Genomic DNA, 15,458 nt, shown 5'->3' on the forward strand with positions numbered 1-15,458 from the left:
CTATAGCTTAGTATTGGCTTTGGATAAGTAATGTGTAGGATAGGTGGGAGACTTCGATGCAGCGTCGCTAGGCGTTGTTGAGTCATTGTTGAAATACCACCCTTTGCTTATCTAGAGTCTAACCTCTAACCAGGGACAGTGCTTGGTGGGTAGTTTGACTGGGGTGGTCGCCTCCAAAAGAGTAACGGAGGCTTCTAAAGGTTCCCTCAGCACGGTTGGTAATCGTGCGTAGAGTGCAATGGCATAAGGGAGCTTGACTGAGAGACATACAGGTCGATCAGGTACGAAAGTAGAGCATAGTGATCCGGTGGTTCCGTATGGAAGGGCCATCGCTCAAAGGATAAAAGGTACTCCGGGGATAACAGGCTGATCTCCCCCAAGAGCTCATATCGACGGGGGGGTTTGGCACCTCGATGTCGGCTCGTCACATCCTGGGGCTGGAGAAGGTCCCAAGGGTTGGGCTGTTCGCCCATTAAAGTGGCACGCGAGCTGGGTTCAGAACGTCGTGAGACAGTTCGGTCTCTATCTACTGTGGGCGTTAGAAATTTGAGTGGATCTGACTCTAGTACGAGAGGACCGAGTTGGACGAACCTCTGGTGTACCTGTTGTTTCGCCAGAAGCATTGCAGGGTAGCTACGTTCGGAAGGGATAAGCGCTGAAAGCATATAAGCGCGAAACCCACCACAAGATGAGATTTCTTTTAAGGGTCGTGGAAGATGACCACGTTGATAGGCTATAGGTGTAAAGGCAGTAATGTCATAGCCAAGTAGTACTAATAACCCATAGGCTTATTGTACAGCGTTTTTTTATAACAGTTTACTATTTATACAGACAGATATCATGTAATTTTTTCAATATGTCAACAATATTAGTGTTGATTATTTATAACAACCCAAGTTCTGATAAACTCAGAATAAAAATTTAAGGTGGTTATAGCGACGGGGCTCACCTCTAACCATTCCGAACAGAGTAGTTAAGCCCGTTTGCGCCGATGGTACTACTTTACTGTGGAAGAGTAGGTCGCCGCCTTTTTAAGAACCCTTACTAGTTAGCTAGTAAGGGTTTTTTGTGTTTTAGAACTTTTTACTCTTTGATTACTTAAAAAACTTTTACTATCTTCAATCCTTAGTTTATAATAATTATGTCTGTAAATATAGAATTAGAATTAGCCTGGAATTTTGTAAATAATACCAATAGAAATATATTTTTAACAGGTAAGGCTGGTACAGGTAAAACTACATTTTTACATAAATTAAAAAATGAAGGGCAAAAACGAATGGTTATTGTAGCACCGACTGGTGTAGCTGCAATAAATGCAAAAGGTGTAACTATTCATTCCTTTTTTCAAATGCCGTTTGGGCCTATCTTACCTGATGAAAATTTAAATAATTCAACTAGTTTCAAAAGAAAATTTAATAAAACAAAAATTGACATTATTAAGTCTCTTGATTTATTAGTTATTGATGAAATTAGTATGGTTAGGGCCGATTTACTAGATGGGATTGATAAAACGCTAAGACGTTATAAAGATCGTAATAAAGTTTTCGGAGGTGTTCAATTGTTAATGATTGGCGATTTGCAACAGCTTTCTCCTGTAATAAAAGATCATGAGTGGCAATTATTAAAACCGTTTTATAACAATGCTTTTTTCTTTAGTAGCATAGCTTATAAGAGTTCTGATCCGATTGCGATTGAGCTTAAGCATATTTATAGACAAGATAATCCTATTTTTATTGAAATATTAAATGAGATTAGAAATAATAATTTAACTCCAAAATCAGCAGAAGAACTAAATAAAAGATTTATTCCTGACTTTAAACCAGATGATAATGAAGGTTATATTTCTTTAACGACTCATAATAATAAAGCACGACAAGTTAATATAGAAAAGCTTGTTGAATTAAAAGGAAAAACTAAAACTTATAAAGCAACAGTAGAAGGTAATTTTCCAGAGCATTCTTATCCCAATAATGACTTATTGGAATTAAAAGTTGGAGCTCAAGTGATGTTTATTAAAAATGATAGTTCACCTGAAAAGCGCTATTTTAATGGTAAAATTGGTAGGGTTATTTTATTAGATAAAGATGAAGTTGTTGTGCATTGTCCGGATGATGATTTTAATATCAATACTAAATTAGAAACTTGGGAGAATATTAAATACACCGTTGATTCAGATACTAAAGCAATTTCTGAAGATAAAATAGGTAGTTTTACTCAAATACCATTACGTTTAGCTTGGTCTATAACGATACACAAGAGTCAAGGTTTAACTTTTGAAAAAGCAATAATTGATGCACAAGGTGCATTTGCTCATGGGCAGACTTACGTAGCTTTGAGTCGTTGTAAATCTTTAGAAGGATTGGTTTTAAAAAGTAAAATAGAATCTAATCAAATTATTAGTGATTATAATGTTATTACTTTTAATAAAAATGCAGAAGTTAATCAACCAGATGATTCAATTTTATTAGAATCGAAGTGTCAGTTTCAATTAGGTTTGATTGCTGATATGTTTAATTTCTTTAGTTTCTTATATCCTTCCAATCGTATATTAGATATCTATTATAAAAATAGGGGAAGTATAGAAGGAGTATTAGAAGCACCATTAATATCTATTAAAGACAATGCTACTAGTTTACTTAAAATTGCTAATTCTTTTAAATCTCAATTACAGCAATTAGACACATCAGATGATACTCCTGAAGATAATGAGTTAATTCAAGAACGCTTTAAAAAAGCTTTAAACTATTTTAAAGATCAGACTACTGCTACTATTGAAAAAGCTTTAAAAGAATTTAATTTCTCTACAGATAATAAAACACTAGAAAAAGATATCAATAAACAAATTGTTACTTTAGATGAATTATTAGCGACTAAATTATTATTGTTTGAAGGATTGAAAGCAGGGTTTGATACTCAACAATTTTTAAGTCTAAGAGCAAAATCTGTTTTCTTGGCAAAAGAAAAGCCTAAAGTAAAAAGAGCGACTGTTATTGATGGTACAACTAATGTAGAGCTTTTTGAATTATTGAGAGAGTTAAGAAATCAGATTGCAAAGCGAGAAGATTTAGTACATTTTCAGATTTATACTCAAAAGTCACTTTATGCAATGTGTGAAACTTTACCAACTACTATTAAGGAGTTAAATGAAGTTCACGGTATGGGGAAGACTCGTGTTGCTAAATATGGTACGGAAATATTAAAAGTAATTACAAGTTACTGTGATGAAAATGATATTGAAGTTTCTAAAGATATTTCTCTGATAGAAAAATTGACACCAAAAATAAAAAAGGGAGATACCAAGAGAGTCTCATTAGACTTATTTAGAAAAGGAAAATCCATTGATCAAATTGCTTTAGAACGTGAACTTAATTCAAATACTATTTTTGGCCATTTAGCAAGTTTTACTTCTTCTGGTGAAGTTTTGATAACTGAATTAATGTCTAAAAAATATTATCAAGAATTAAAAAAAGTTATTCCAACTAAAAAATTTGATAATCTTTCAGATTTAAAACATCAACTTGACGATAAGTATTCTTATGCAGAAATTCGTTTAGTTTTAGATGATTTACGTTAAAATAAAAAGGCTTCAAAAATAAAATTTTTAAGCCTTTTTTCTGTTGTTAATATTTAGTTTATTCTTTAATTATACCTCTAGAAATAACAATTTTTTGAATTTCAGATGTACCTTCATAAATCTGAGTAATCTTTGCGTCACGCATTAATCGCTCTACGTGGTATTCTTTAACAAAACCATTTCCACCATGTATTTGTACAGCTTCAACAGTATGTTCCATAGCGACCTTACTTGCATAAAGTTTTGCCATCGCACTACTCATATCATAATTGTAACCTTGATCTTTATCCCAAGCAGCTCTCATTACTAACATTCTTGCGGCTTCAATTTCAGTATGCATATCTGCTAACTTAAAAGCGATGGCTTGATGATTACAAATTTCTGTTCCAAAGGCTTTTCGTTCTTTAGAGTATTTTAATGCCAATTCATATGCTCCAGCTGCAATACCTAAAGCTTGTGCTGCAATACCAATACGTCCTCCAGAAAGCGTTTTCATTGCAAATCTAAATCCAGAACCATCGTCACCAATTCTATTTTCTTTAGGAACTTTGACATCATTGAATTGAAGTGTATGTGTATCACTTCCTCTAATACCTAGTTTATCTTCTTTTGGTCCAATATCAAACCCTGGCATCCCTTTTTCTAAAATAAAAGCATTGATACCGTGAGATCCTTTGTGTTTATCAGTTTGTGCAATTACAATATATACATCTGCGCGGCCTCCACTTGTAATCCAATTTTTTGTACCATTAATTAAATAATGATCTCCTTTATCTATCGCGGTAGTACGTTGCGATGTTGCATCACTTCCTGCTTCAGGTTCACTTAAACAAAAAGCACCTACAGATTGTCCTGAGGCTAATTTTGTTAAATATTTTTGTTTTTGTTCTTCATTTGCATAAGCTTCAAGTCCATAACAGACAAGTGAATTATTTACTGATACAATTACAGAAGCAGAAGCATCAATTTTAGATAATTCTTCCATAATTATGGCATAAGAAATAGCATCCATACCACTTCCTCCATATTTAGGATCTACCATAACACCCAAAAATCCGAGTTCACCCATCTTACGGACTAAACTATCAGGAAATGTTTGTGTATTATCACGTTCTATAACACCAGGTAATAACTCTGTTTGAGCAAAATCTCTTGCTGCATCACGAATCATTAAGTGTTCTTCTGTCAAACTAAAATTCATATTCTATATTTTGTTGTTGTTTTCTTAAATTTATCAAGTAAAGATAGTTTTTTATTGTGGTATTTTCAATAAGTAATACTATTTTTACGTATATGATAAATTCTACTTATAATATTATTGCAGTAATGTCTGGAACTTCATTAGATGGTATAGATCTTATTTATGCTACTTATGAAAAAGATAGTCTTTGGAATTTTAAAATTCATTATGCAGAAACTGTAAAATACTCTAAAGAGTGGAAAACTACTTTGAGTAATTTGGTTAATCAAAAACTGGATCAATTGAAAGTTATAGATTTTGATTATTCTGAATTTTTAGCTTCTACTATTTTAGATTTTATTAAGAAGTATAAAATTGAAGCTGTAGATTTTATCGCTTCTCATGGGCATACAGCTCTGCATCAACCAGAAAAATGTTTGACCTACCAAATAGGCAATCTACAGAGTTTAGCAGATATTCTGAGTCAAAAAGTAATCTGTGATTTTAGGGTTCAAGATGTTGAACTTGGAGGGCAAGGTGCACCTTTGGTTCCTATTGGGGATCGTTTACTATTTAACGAATATGATTATTGCATTAATTTAGGTGGTTTCGCTAATATTTCTTCAGATTTTAATAATGAAAGAATTGCGTTTGATATTTGCCCTGTTAATATTGTTTTGAATTACTATGTCTCTCAGATAGGTTTAGAATTTGATGATAATGGTCAATTAGCTTCAACAGGAAAAATAAATGAAAATTTATTATTAGAACTAAATGCACTTCACTTTTACAATGAAATACCTCCTAAATCTTTAGGTTTAGAATGGGTAGACTTGAATATTTTTCCACTAATAGATTCTTATAATCTTAAGCTTGAAGATATTTTATGTACTTACATAGAACATATCTCTATTCAAATTTCAACTGTTATAATTAAGAATACAACTAAAGTATTAGTAACAGGAGGTGGTGTTTATAATGGATTTTTAATTAACAGAATTAACCATTATTTAAATAATAAAGTTTTAATACCTAGTGATCAAATTGTAGAATTTAAAGAAGCTTTAATTTTTGGGTTATTAGGAGCTCTTAAAGAAAGAGATGAAGTTAATTGTTTAATGAGTGTTACAGGTGCTAGCCATGATCATTCTTCTGGAAAAATATTAATTCCTAAAAATTAAACTTATTTAACAATTACTTCGATTGTTTTTTATATTTGTTACCATATAATAAACAGATTGGAATTGATAAAAGAATTACTTCAAAAATACGAGAATAAGTCTCCTGAAATCGTATTTCATTGGAACGACCCTGAGACAGAAGCAGAAGGTTGGACTGTTATTAACTCTTTAAGAGGTGGAGCAGCAGGTGGTGGAACACGTATGCGTAAAGGTTTAGACCAAAATGAAGTGCTTTCATTAGCAAAAACTATGGAGGTTAAATTTACAGTTTCTGGTCCGGCAATAGGTGGAGCAAAATCTGGAATTAACTTTGACCCACTAGATCCAAGAAAGACAGGGGTTTTAGAGCGCTGGTATGCTGCCGTGTCACCATTACTTAAAAGTTATTATGGTACAGGTGGTGATTTAAATGTAGATGAAATTCACGAAGTTATTCCAATTACAGAGCAAAGTGGTGTTTGGCATCCGCAAGAAGGTGTTTTTGAAGGTCATTTTAAACCAACAATCGCAGATAAAATTAATAGAATCGGTCAATTAAGACATGGTGTTATTAAGGTTATTGAAAACTCTAAATACTCTCCAAGTGTTAGCGAAAAATATACTGTAGCAGATATGATTACTGGTTATGGTGTTGCAACAGCTGCTCAGCATTTTTATGATATTCAAGATGATTCTATAAAAGGAAAGCGTGTTGTTGTACAAGGTTTTGGAAACGTGGGTGCAGCAGCAGCATTTTATTTTGCTCAAATGGGAGCAAAAGTTGTTGGTATTATAGATAGAGATGGTGGTTTGTTGAATGAAGATGGATTCTCATTCAAAGAAATTACAGACTTATACTTAGCTAAAAACGGTAACACACTTATTGCAGATAACATTATTCCTTTTGAAGAAATTAATGATAAAATATGGTCTGTTAATGCTGAAGTTTTTGCACCATGTGCAGCTTCTAGGTTAGTAACACAAGATCAAATTGATCAAATGATTTCTTCAGGTTTAGAAGTTATAACATGTGGTGCTAATGTTCCTTTTGCAGATAAAGAAATTTTCTTTGGCTCTATTATGGAACATACAGATCAAAAAATTAGTCTTATACCAGATTTTATTTCTAATTGTGGTATGGCAAGAGTTTTTGCATATTTTATGGAACGTAAAGTGCAAATGACAGATGAAGACATATTTAATGATACTTCAAACATTATAAGAAAAGCTTTAAAGGAAGTTCATAATATTAACGCAACCAAAGTTGGCATAAGCGAAACCGCTTTTGAAATCGCTTTAAGACAATTAATATAATATTTTATGGAAACAGTTATAATTCTTGTATTCGTTTTTGGTTACTTAGCGATTACTTTAGAGCATAACATAAAGATCGATAAATTAATTCCTGCTTTGGTTATGATGGCTATAAGTTGGGCTTTAATTTCGTTGGGTATTAATAGTTTTACACAATGGTTTGATTCTGGTACACATACCTTAATGGATAATTTTGGATTGTTAGGACATGAAGAAAAGCTTCATTTAATGGAAGAAACTTTGCTTCACCATTTAGGTAAAACAGCAGAGATTTTAGTCTTTTTGTTGGGAGCAATGACTATTGTAGAAATCATCGATTATTTTGATGGCTTTTCAACTATAAAAAATGCAGTTAAATTTAATAGCAGAAAGAAGTTATTATGGATGTTTTCAATTTTAGCTTTTTCACTTTCAGCAATAATTGATAATCTTACAGCAACAATTGTTTTAATATCTATTCTTCAGAAAATTGTTAAAGAAAGAGATGTTAGAATCTGGTATGCCGGTTTAATTATAATCGCAGCAAACGCTGGTGGCGCATGGTCACCAATTGGAGATGTAACAACAACGATGTTGTGGATTGGTAATAAGGTGTCTTCAGGGAAACTGTTTATGTACTTATTTATTCCATCTTTATTATGTATGGTTGTTCCTACGTTTATAGCATCAATGTTAAAGCCTTTTAAAGGAACATTAGAATTGCATGAATCAGATAACAAAGTAAAGAATAAGTTTAGCTCTAGAATGTTGTTTTTAGGACTTGGAGCTATTGTTTTTGTCCCAGTATTTAAAGTAATAACACATTTACCACCTTATGTAGGAATGATGTTTTCACTTGGTGTTGTCGCTATTTTCGCAGAAATATATAGCCATTCTAAATTTTCTATTACTGAAGTTGTTTCAGAAGAACATTCAGCAGGTTCTAGTCATAGTCCTTTGCATTATTCATTATCTAAAATAGAATTGCCAAGTATTTTATTTTTCTTAGGAATTTTAATGGCCGTAGCTGCTTTAGAATCTTTAGGTATTCTATTTGGTTTTGCTAATTCTTTACAAGATACAATGCCAATGTTAGGAACTGAATTTCACCATGAAGGTGTATCGGATTTGGTTGTTTTATTACTAGGTGCTGGATCTGCCGTTATTGATAATGTACCTTTAGTTGCTGCAAGTTTAGGAATGTTTTCTGAACCTCTAGACAACGAATTATGGCATTTTATAGCTTATTCTGCAGGAACAGGTGGTAGTATGTTAATTATTGGTTCTGCCGCAGGTGTTGTTGCTATGGGGATGGAAAGAATTGATTTCTTTTGGTATTTTAAAAAAATTTCTTGGTTAGCATTAGTAGGTTTTATTGCTGGTGCTGCTGCTTTTATGGTAACAAGATCTATTTTTTAATTCCATTAGGGAATTGAGAATTTAAATATAATTAAGTGTAAAACTTAACGTTATAAAAACAAGAATTTAAAACTTAAATTTATTAGTATGATTTTACTAAGTGCTATTCAAGATGAAGTAGCTGTTTTAGCTGAAGGGGAACCTGTAGAAAAAACTTTATCAATTATCGAATTAATATCAACAGGTGGAACATCTGGAATCGTGATTATTCTGATTCTATTTGTACTTTTAATAGTGGCTACTTATATTTATTTCGAAAGACTTTTTGCTATTAAAGCAGCTTCTAAGGTGGATTCAAATTTTATGAATCAAATAAAAGATCATGTCAGTAATGGTAAAATTGATTCTGCTCAGATGTTATGTGCACAACAAAACTCACCAGTATCTAGATTAATTGCCAAAGGAATTACAAGAATTGGGAAGCCTTTAGAAGATATTAATACGGCTATTGAAAATGCAGGTCGTCTTGAGGTTTATAATTTAGAGAAAAATGTAAGTGTTTTAGCTACAATATCAGGTGTTGCACCAATGATTGGTTTCTTAGGAACTGTTGTTGGTATGATTATTTCAATATTTGAATTAGCTAATGCAGGTGGAACTATCCAGATGGATGTTTTAGCTAGTGGTTTATATACTGCAATGACAACGACTGTTGCAGGACTTATTGTTGGTATTGTTGCTTATGTAACTTATAATCATATTGTCGGAAGAACCAATAAAGTGGTGTACCAAATGGAAGCTAATTCTGTTGAGTTCTTAGATCACTTAAACGAACCTATCTAATTTATGAATATTAAAGGACGAAATAAAGTAACACCCGAATTCAATATGGCGTCTATGACCGATATTGTATTCTTGTTGTTAATATTTTTTATGATTGCGTCAACTTTAGTTACAACAAGTGCGATTGATATTGTTTTACCAAAAGCAAGTGGTAAAACAGAAAATAAAAAATCCACAGCAGTAAGTATCAAAAAAGATTTGACCTATTATATTGATCAAGAACGTGTAGGAGAAAGTGTTTTAGAAACACAATTGATATCCATAATGGCTAATCAAGAGGCTCCAACAATCGTATTGAGAGCAGAAAAATCTGTTCCGGTAGAGAATGTAGTTAAAGTAATGGACATTGCTAACCGAAATAAATTTAAAGTTATTTTGGCTGTTCAGCCTAATTAATAATTTATAAAACAGCATCTATTGGTTTTTTTTAATCAAATGGATTTATACTAATAAACGTGAAATATTTAGAGACTAATCATCAACGTAATTCAGCAAAAATCACAGCGCTTATAGCTTTGATAGTTCTGTTATTGTTGTTTGTTGTTGGACCTCAGTATATGGATCCACCAGAAGAATATGGTGTTGCCGTTAATTTTGGAACAACAGATTTTGGTAGTGGTAATAAACCATTGAGCGAACCTAAAAAAGCAGTAGAAGACAAGATTGTAGAAGAAAGCGCTGTTGAAGAATCAATACCAGAGGAAGCACAAGTTACACCTACAGAAGCCAGTACTAAAGCTGAAGAGGTAATGACGGAAGATAACGCAGAAGCTATTGCTATTAAAAAGCAAAAAGAAACAGAAGCGAAGGCTAAGGCAGCTGAGGCTAAAGCCAAAGCAGATGCAAAAGCAGCAGCAGAAAAAGTGGAACAAGAAAAACGTGAAGCTGAAGAGAAAAAACAGAAAGAAGAAGCTGAAAAGAAAAGAAAACTAGATAACCTTATTGGTGGTGTTAAAAATGCAGATGGAAACACTGATGGAGGAGAAGGACCAGACAGCAAAGGTGGTAATAAAGGACAATTAGACGGTGATCCGTATGCTACTAGTTATTTTGGTGGATCTGGACCAGGTAAAGGTGGAATCGGTTACGGTTTAGGTGGTCGTGGAAAACCATCTAGACAAATTTTTGAACAGAATTGTAACGAATACGGACTCGTAGTTGTTAGAATAGAGGTTAACAGACAAGGTAAGGTTGTAAATGCAGAGCCTGGAATTAGAGGAACAACAAATACACATCCTTGTTTATTAGAACCCGCAAAAAAAATTGCGATGTCTCATAAATGGCCCGTAGATAACGATGCACCAGCAACTCAAGTTGGATTTGTAAGTATTAATTTTGATGTAGGTCAATAGCACATGAATTATCAAGATACGGTAAATTGGATGTTTAATCAGCTTCCAATGTATCAGAATAAAGGAAAATCTGCTTTTAAAACAGATATAACTAATACCATTAATTTAGCAACACATTTAAATCATCCTGAAAATGATTTTAAATCCATACATGTTGCAGGTACAAACGGAAAAGGATCAACAAGCCATATGTTAGCTTCCGTTTTACAAGAAGAGGGATATAAGGTTGGTTTATATACGTCACCTCATTTAAAAGATTTTAGAGAGCGTATCCGTATTAGTGGAGATGTAATCAGTGAAGATTTTGTTATTGAATTTATTCAAAAAAATCTTTCTTTTTTTGAAGAGAATCAATTGTCTTTTTTTGAAATGACTGTTGGTATGGCTTTTGATTATTTTGCAAAACAAAAAGTAGATATTGCTGTTATTGAAGTTGGCTTAGGTGGTCGTTTAGATTCTACAAACATTATTACTCCAGAACTGTCTGTCATTACTAATATTGGTTTAGATCATACTCAAATGTTAGGAGATACACTTCAACTTATAGCAGGAGAGAAAGCCGGAATTATTAAAAAGAATATTCCTGTCGTTATTGGGGAAACACAGCTTGAAACACAAGATGTGTTTAAGTTGAAAGCAGCGTCTACAGAATCTAAAATTTATTTTGCTGATCAACTTATAAATGAAGTTTTAGAAAGTGATTTAAAAGGAACTTATCAAAATCAAAATAAAAAAACAGTTTTACAATCTTTAAATATTTTGAAGGAGTTAGGGTATCTAATTTCAGACGAAGCTATCCAAACAGGTCTTTTAAATGTTACTGCTAATACAGGTTTACAAGGGCGATGGCAACAATTAGATGATAAACCTAAGATTATCTGTGATACGGCTCATAACAATGAAGGATTAACTTATGTAATGCAGCAATTACAAAAAGAATCTTTTGATAAGCTGCATATTGTCTTCGGAGTGGTTAATGATAAGGATTTAGAACGCATAATTCCTTTGCTTCCTAAAGTTGCAACCTATTATTTTTGCAAACCGAATGTACAAAGAGGACTTGATGCTGAAATTTTGAAAAAAACTTTTACAGCGAATGGATTAATTGGAAAGACATATAATAGTGTGGAATTAGCTTTAACTAGCGCAAAATCAAACGCTAAAAAGAATGATTTCATTTATGTAGGTGGGAGTACTTTTGTTGTTGCAGAAATAATTTAATTTTTTTTACAAAAATGTTTTGTAATGTTGAAAACTAGAGTATCTTTGCAGTCCTAATAAATAGGGCGACTAGCTCAGTTGGTTCAGAGCACTTGGTTTACACCCAAGGGGTCAGGGGTTCGAATCCCTTGTCGCCCACAAAGTTCACTTTAATGTGAGCTTTTTTTATACAGAAATTGATTTATTAGGGCGACTAGCTCAGTTGGTTCAGAGCACTTGGTTTACACCCAAGGGGTCAGGGGTTCGAATCCCTTGTCGCCCACAAAAGTTCACAGAAATGTGGACTTTTTTTATGCGCTATATTTAAGTAATTAAAATACATTAGTTAAGTTAGAGTTGCTGAAATCTGTTTATTAGAATTGAATGTAACCCACAAAAAAAATCCACATGTAAATGTGGATTTTTTTAATATTAAAGTGTAATAGAACTTTAGTTTTATTTAGTCGCTTTATCTACAATAATTCTATCGGCTCTGTTTGCAACTTCCCAAGCTGTGTAAAACACTAATTTTGTTCGTGTTTCTAATAAGTCGTATTCTATTTTATCTGGTGTGTCTGATGGTTTATGGTAATCAGCATGTGTACCATTAAAATAGAAGATAACGGGGATGTTGTTTTTAGCAAAATTATAATGATCAGATCGGTAGTAAAAACGATTTGGATCATTATCGTCGTTAAACTTATAGTCTAATTCTATTTGTGTATATTTTTTATTTGCCTCTTCTGAAATGTTATGCAAATCGCTACTTAATTTGTCGCTACCTATTAAATAGATGTAATTTCTTGTGCCTATAGTTCGTTCTGGATCAACACGGCCAATCATATCAATATTTAGATCTGCTACAGTATTTTCTAGAGGGAATATTGGATCTATATCTGTATAGTACCTAGATCCTAATAAGCCTTTTTCTTCACCTGTAACATGTAGAAATAGAATAGAACGCTTTGGTCCATGACCTGCTTTTTCAGCAGCTTTAAATGCTTGTGCTATTTCTAATATTGCTACAGTACCAGAACCATCATCATCAGCTCCATTATATATTTTACCATTTTTAATTCCTTCATGGTCTAAATGTGCAGATATTACAACTATTTCATCTGGTTTTTCAGAGCCTTTAATAAAGGCAACAACATTTTCAGAAATAACATTTTCAGATTTATTTTCAATTTCTAAGTTAATGTTGTTTTTAATTTCTTTTGGAGTAGAATCTTCAGATATTGAACTATACAAGGCTTTACCTAGTTTTTCATTTATCATTAGCATAGTAATTTCATCATCATTAGTTTTTAATGATAGTCTGCTTTCTGTGTCTGAAGCGATTTGTCGTTGGAAAAATGGAGCGTATTTTGAAAATAAACCTTCGTCCATATATAGAATACCTAAAGCGCCATTGTCTTCTGCAGCTTTCTTTTTATTCGCTAATGATTCTCGTCCATTTGTCCATTTAGTTTCATCTGTATTACCTGAAGTCATAAAATTACCTTCAGCATCTTTTGGTTCTCCAGCTTTTGCTAAAACAAATTTTCCTTTTACATCTATATCTTTATAATCCGAATAGTTATCATCATCAATGCCATAGCCAACATAGATAATACTCTCCATAGAGGTTTTTAGATTTTTTGAAACAGCTAAAACAATTTGTTCTTCAAAGCTTTTATACGCTATATCATTTACGGTTAATTTTGCTTCAGAAATTTTCTTTTTTTCTAAATAGACTTCTTGAAAATAATCATCTCCTTCTAATGGTGTGCCAATACCCATTGCCAAATACTTTTGCTTTAAGTATTCAATAGCCATTTTTTGTCCTTTTTCACCTGTATCCCTTCCTTCAAATTCATCTGAAGCAAATTTGTAAAGCATAGTCTTTAATTCGCCCTCAGAAATTGTTGAAGCATATGCTGAAGGATCTGTTACTTCAGTTGTATCTGGTTTTGTAGTATTAGTATTTTTGTTAGACGTGCCACAACTGGTTGCTATTACTAATGCAAAGCTTAAGAATAGTATTTTTTTCATATAAAGGAAGTAAATAAATTTTGTGATTTTTAAAATTATGTTAGCCTTAAATCTACAAAATAGAATAGGCATTGAGTTTAGCTTTAATGTATTTAACAAAATTTAACATCAAAGGATGCCTTTTTGCAATCGTGTTTTAGAGTTAGCTAAATACCAAGCAGTAGCAAAAACTAATTTTGTGCGTTTTTCTAGCAATGTATAATTAATCTTATCTTCTGTATCAGTAGGTTTGGTGTAGTCTTCATGTTCGCCATTAAAAAAGAAAATCACAGGGATGCCTTGTGATGCAAAATTATAATGATCAGAACGGTAATAGTATCTATTAGGATCAGTATCTTTATTATAGGTGTAATCAAGATTAAGACCTGTAAATGTAGCGTTAGCCTTCTGTGCAATAAAATGGAGTTCGGTACTTATTTTGTCTGCTCCGATGATATATATATAATTTTCATTGTCTTTATGTTTGTAATCTACACGACCAATCATATCAATGTTTAAAGTTGCAATTGTATTTTGGAGGGGGAATATTGGATTCTCTGTATAATATTTAGAGCCATATAATCCTACTTCTTCAGCTGTTACATGTATAAATACAATACTTCGTTTAGGTTTATAACCATCTTTAATGGCTAGGTTAAATGCTTCTGCTATTTCTAAAACGGCTGCTGTTCCAGATCCATTGTCATCAGCTCCATTATAAATTTCATCATCAATTATACCTTCATGATCTGAATGTGCTGAGATGTATACATATTCTTCCGGGAACTCAGAACCTTTAATAAACGCTATAATATTTTGAGAAGCATTTAAATCATTTGGTAAGGCCTCTTTTGGTACTTTTTGGTAATAATTAGGATGAGATTCTGGTGCGCTAATATTTCGATTTTCATATTGCTTTCTGATGTAATCACAAACTTGATTATGGCCTTCTTCTCCTGTTTTTCTACCGTTGTATTTATCGGAAGCGACTTCTTTAAGATGTACTTTTAGATCATTTTTGTTTATAGTATTCAAATATTTTGTAACGATAGGTTCATCTTTGTAAGTGATGCTATTTTTTAAATTATTGATTTTTTCACTATGTCTTATGGTGGCGCAAGACCCCACAAGTAAGAGTACAGATGCAAAAAGTATTTTCATTTGTAACTATTTGATTTAGCCAAAAGTAAGATAAAATGATTTATTGTTTTCTTACAATAGCTTAGATTTTTAAATCTTATTTATTTTAAGACCTTTTCGATTTTTTTCGATTTTAAACGTTTAGAAGTTTTTTTATTTTGACTTGTTAATAATGGATAATATATCTTTTTATGATGTTTGAAGAATATCTTTTTTTATGTATAATGAATTTATTTTGTGTTGTATATCAGCTTATTAGTTATATCTAGTAAAAAAAGGTGTAAAAATATTTGTCTAAATGAAAAAGGATTGTATATTTGCACCCGCATTCAGGGAATACCTGA

At 32.3% G+C, this 15,458-nt stretch carries 11 protein-coding genes, 2 tRNA genes and 2 rRNA genes (1 of these 15 running past the window's edge); 12 read left to right on the top strand and 3 right to left on the bottom strand.

From position 1 onward, the window contains the following. The 3 genes from H0I32_RS11255 to H0I32_RS11265 form a co-directional block, all read left to right on the top strand. Nucleotides 1–796, top strand: a 23S ribosomal RNA gene (locus H0I32_RS11255); it begins 2,031 nt to the left of the window's first position. Between the two features lie 126 nt (nt 797–922). Further along, nucleotides 923–1,032: ribosomal RNA gene (rrf, locus tag H0I32_RS11260) — 5S ribosomal RNA — on the top strand. Between the two features lie 109 nt (nt 1,033–1,141). Further along, nucleotides 1,142–3,574, top strand: coding sequence for a helix-turn-helix domain-containing protein (locus H0I32_RS11265; RefSeq protein WP_179313624.1), 2,433 nt, complete (start codon nt 1,142–1,144; stop codon nt 3,572–3,574). A 58-nt stretch (nt 3,575–3,632) separates the two neighbouring features. Here the strand turns inward: H0I32_RS11265 and H0I32_RS11270 are convergent, their stop codons facing one another. Beyond that, nucleotides 3,633–4,775, bottom strand: a complete 1,143-nt coding sequence (locus tag H0I32_RS11270; RefSeq protein ID WP_173589651.1) for an acyl-CoA dehydrogenase — start codon at nt 4,773–4,775, stop codon at nt 3,633–3,635. Nucleotides 4,776–4,867: 92 nt separating this feature from the next. Between H0I32_RS11270 and H0I32_RS11275 the strand changes: the two genes are divergently transcribed. The 9 genes from H0I32_RS11275 to H0I32_RS11315 all read left to right on the top strand — a co-directional run bounded on the left by H0I32_RS11275 (nt 4,868) and on the right by H0I32_RS11315 (nt 12,244). Further along, on the top strand, nt 4,868–5,935 hold the full coding sequence (locus tag H0I32_RS11275; protein WP_179313625.1) for an anhydro-N-acetylmuramic acid kinase: 1,068 nt from the start codon (nt 4,868–4,870) through the stop codon (nt 5,933–5,935). Between the two features lie 66 nt (nt 5,936–6,001). Further along, the gene (locus tag H0I32_RS11280; protein WP_173589658.1) at nt 6,002–7,228 is read left to right on the top strand and encodes a Glu/Leu/Phe/Val dehydrogenase; all 1,227 of its coding nucleotides are present in this window, start codon (nt 6,002–6,004) and stop codon (nt 7,226–7,228) included. 6 nt (nt 7,229–7,234) lie between these two features. Further along, complete coding sequence (gene nhaD / locus H0I32_RS11285; protein WP_173589653.1) at nt 7,235–8,626, top strand: sodium:proton antiporter NhaD; 1,392 nt, start codon at nt 7,235–7,237, stop codon at nt 8,624–8,626. An 87-nt stretch (nt 8,627–8,713) separates the two neighbouring features. After that, nucleotides 8,714–9,409 (top strand): MotA/TolQ/ExbB proton channel family protein, encoded by a 696-nt coding sequence (locus H0I32_RS11290; protein ID WP_173589654.1) that lies wholly within the window; start codon nt 8,714–8,716, stop codon nt 9,407–9,409. A gap of 3 nt (nt 9,410–9,412) precedes the next feature. Further along, nucleotides 9,413–9,805, top strand: a complete 393-nt coding sequence (locus tag H0I32_RS11295; RefSeq protein ID WP_179313626.1) for an ExbD/TolR family protein — start codon at nt 9,413–9,415, stop codon at nt 9,803–9,805. Between the two features lie 59 nt (nt 9,806–9,864). Then, complete coding sequence (locus tag H0I32_RS11300; RefSeq protein WP_179313627.1) at nt 9,865–10,761, top strand: energy transducer TonB; 897 nt, start codon at nt 9,865–9,867, stop codon at nt 10,759–10,761. Between the two features lie 3 nt (nt 10,762–10,764). Continuing rightward, a complete protein-coding gene (locus H0I32_RS11305; RefSeq protein ID WP_173589657.1) occupies nt 10,765–11,982 on the top strand; it encodes a bifunctional folylpolyglutamate synthase/dihydrofolate synthase in 1,218 nt (405 codons plus the stop codon). A 63-nt stretch (nt 11,983–12,045) separates the two neighbouring features. Beyond that, nucleotides 12,046–12,120 (top strand) — tRNA-Val (locus tag H0I32_RS11310). A gap of 49 nt (nt 12,121–12,169) precedes the next feature. Further along, nucleotides 12,170–12,244: transfer RNA gene (locus H0I32_RS11315), tRNA-Val, on the top strand. 173 nt (nt 12,245–12,417) lie between these two features. Here H0I32_RS11315 and H0I32_RS11320 read toward each other — a convergent pair. Together H0I32_RS11320 and H0I32_RS11325 are read right to left on the bottom strand one after the other, a co-directional pair. Beyond that, a complete protein-coding gene (locus tag H0I32_RS11320) occupies nt 12,418–13,995 on the bottom strand; it encodes a M28 family peptidase (protein ID WP_179313628.1) in 1,578 nt (525 codons plus the stop codon). 108 nt (nt 13,996–14,103) lie between these two features. Further along, nucleotides 14,104–15,135 (bottom strand): M28 family metallopeptidase, encoded by a 1,032-nt coding sequence (locus H0I32_RS11325; protein ID WP_179313629.1) that lies wholly within the window; start codon nt 15,133–15,135, stop codon nt 14,104–14,106. Nucleotides 15,136–15,458: the final 323 nt, after the last annotated feature.

Source organism: Winogradskyella sp. HaHa_3_26 (genome assembly GCF_019278425.1).
In the GTDB taxonomy this organism is placed as follows: domain Bacteria; phylum Bacteroidota; class Bacteroidia; order Flavobacteriales; family Flavobacteriaceae; genus Winogradskyella; species Winogradskyella undariae.

Bases quoted from the DNA above. Each gene is read 5' to 3' on its own strand.
- H0I32_RS11265 (WP_179313624.1), top strand. From the start codon at position 1,142: ATGTCTGTAAATATAGAATTAGAATTAGCCTGGAATTTTGTAAATAAT.
- H0I32_RS11270 (WP_173589651.1), bottom strand. From the start codon at position 4,775: ATGAATTTTAGTTTGACAGAAGAACACTTAATGATTCGTGATGCAGCA.
- H0I32_RS11275 (WP_179313625.1), top strand. From the start codon at position 4,868: ATGATAAATTCTACTTATAATATTATTGCAGTAATGTCTGGAACTTCA.
- nhaD (WP_173589653.1), top strand. From the start codon at position 7,235: ATGGAAACAGTTATAATTCTTGTATTCGTTTTTGGTTACTTAGCGATT.
- H0I32_RS11290 (WP_173589654.1), top strand. From the start codon at position 8,714: ATGATTTTACTAAGTGCTATTCAAGATGAAGTAGCTGTTTTAGCTGAA.
- H0I32_RS11295 (WP_179313626.1), top strand. From the start codon at position 9,413: ATGAATATTAAAGGACGAAATAAAGTAACACCCGAATTCAATATGGCG.
- H0I32_RS11305 (WP_173589657.1), top strand. From the start codon at position 10,765: ATGAATTATCAAGATACGGTAAATTGGATGTTTAATCAGCTTCCAATG.
- H0I32_RS11320 (WP_179313628.1), bottom strand. From the start codon at position 13,995: ATGAAAAAAATACTATTCTTAAGCTTTGCATTAGTAATAGCAACCAGT.
- H0I32_RS11325 (WP_179313629.1), bottom strand. From the start codon at position 15,135: ATGAAAATACTTTTTGCATCTGTACTCTTACTTGTGGGGTCTTGCGCC.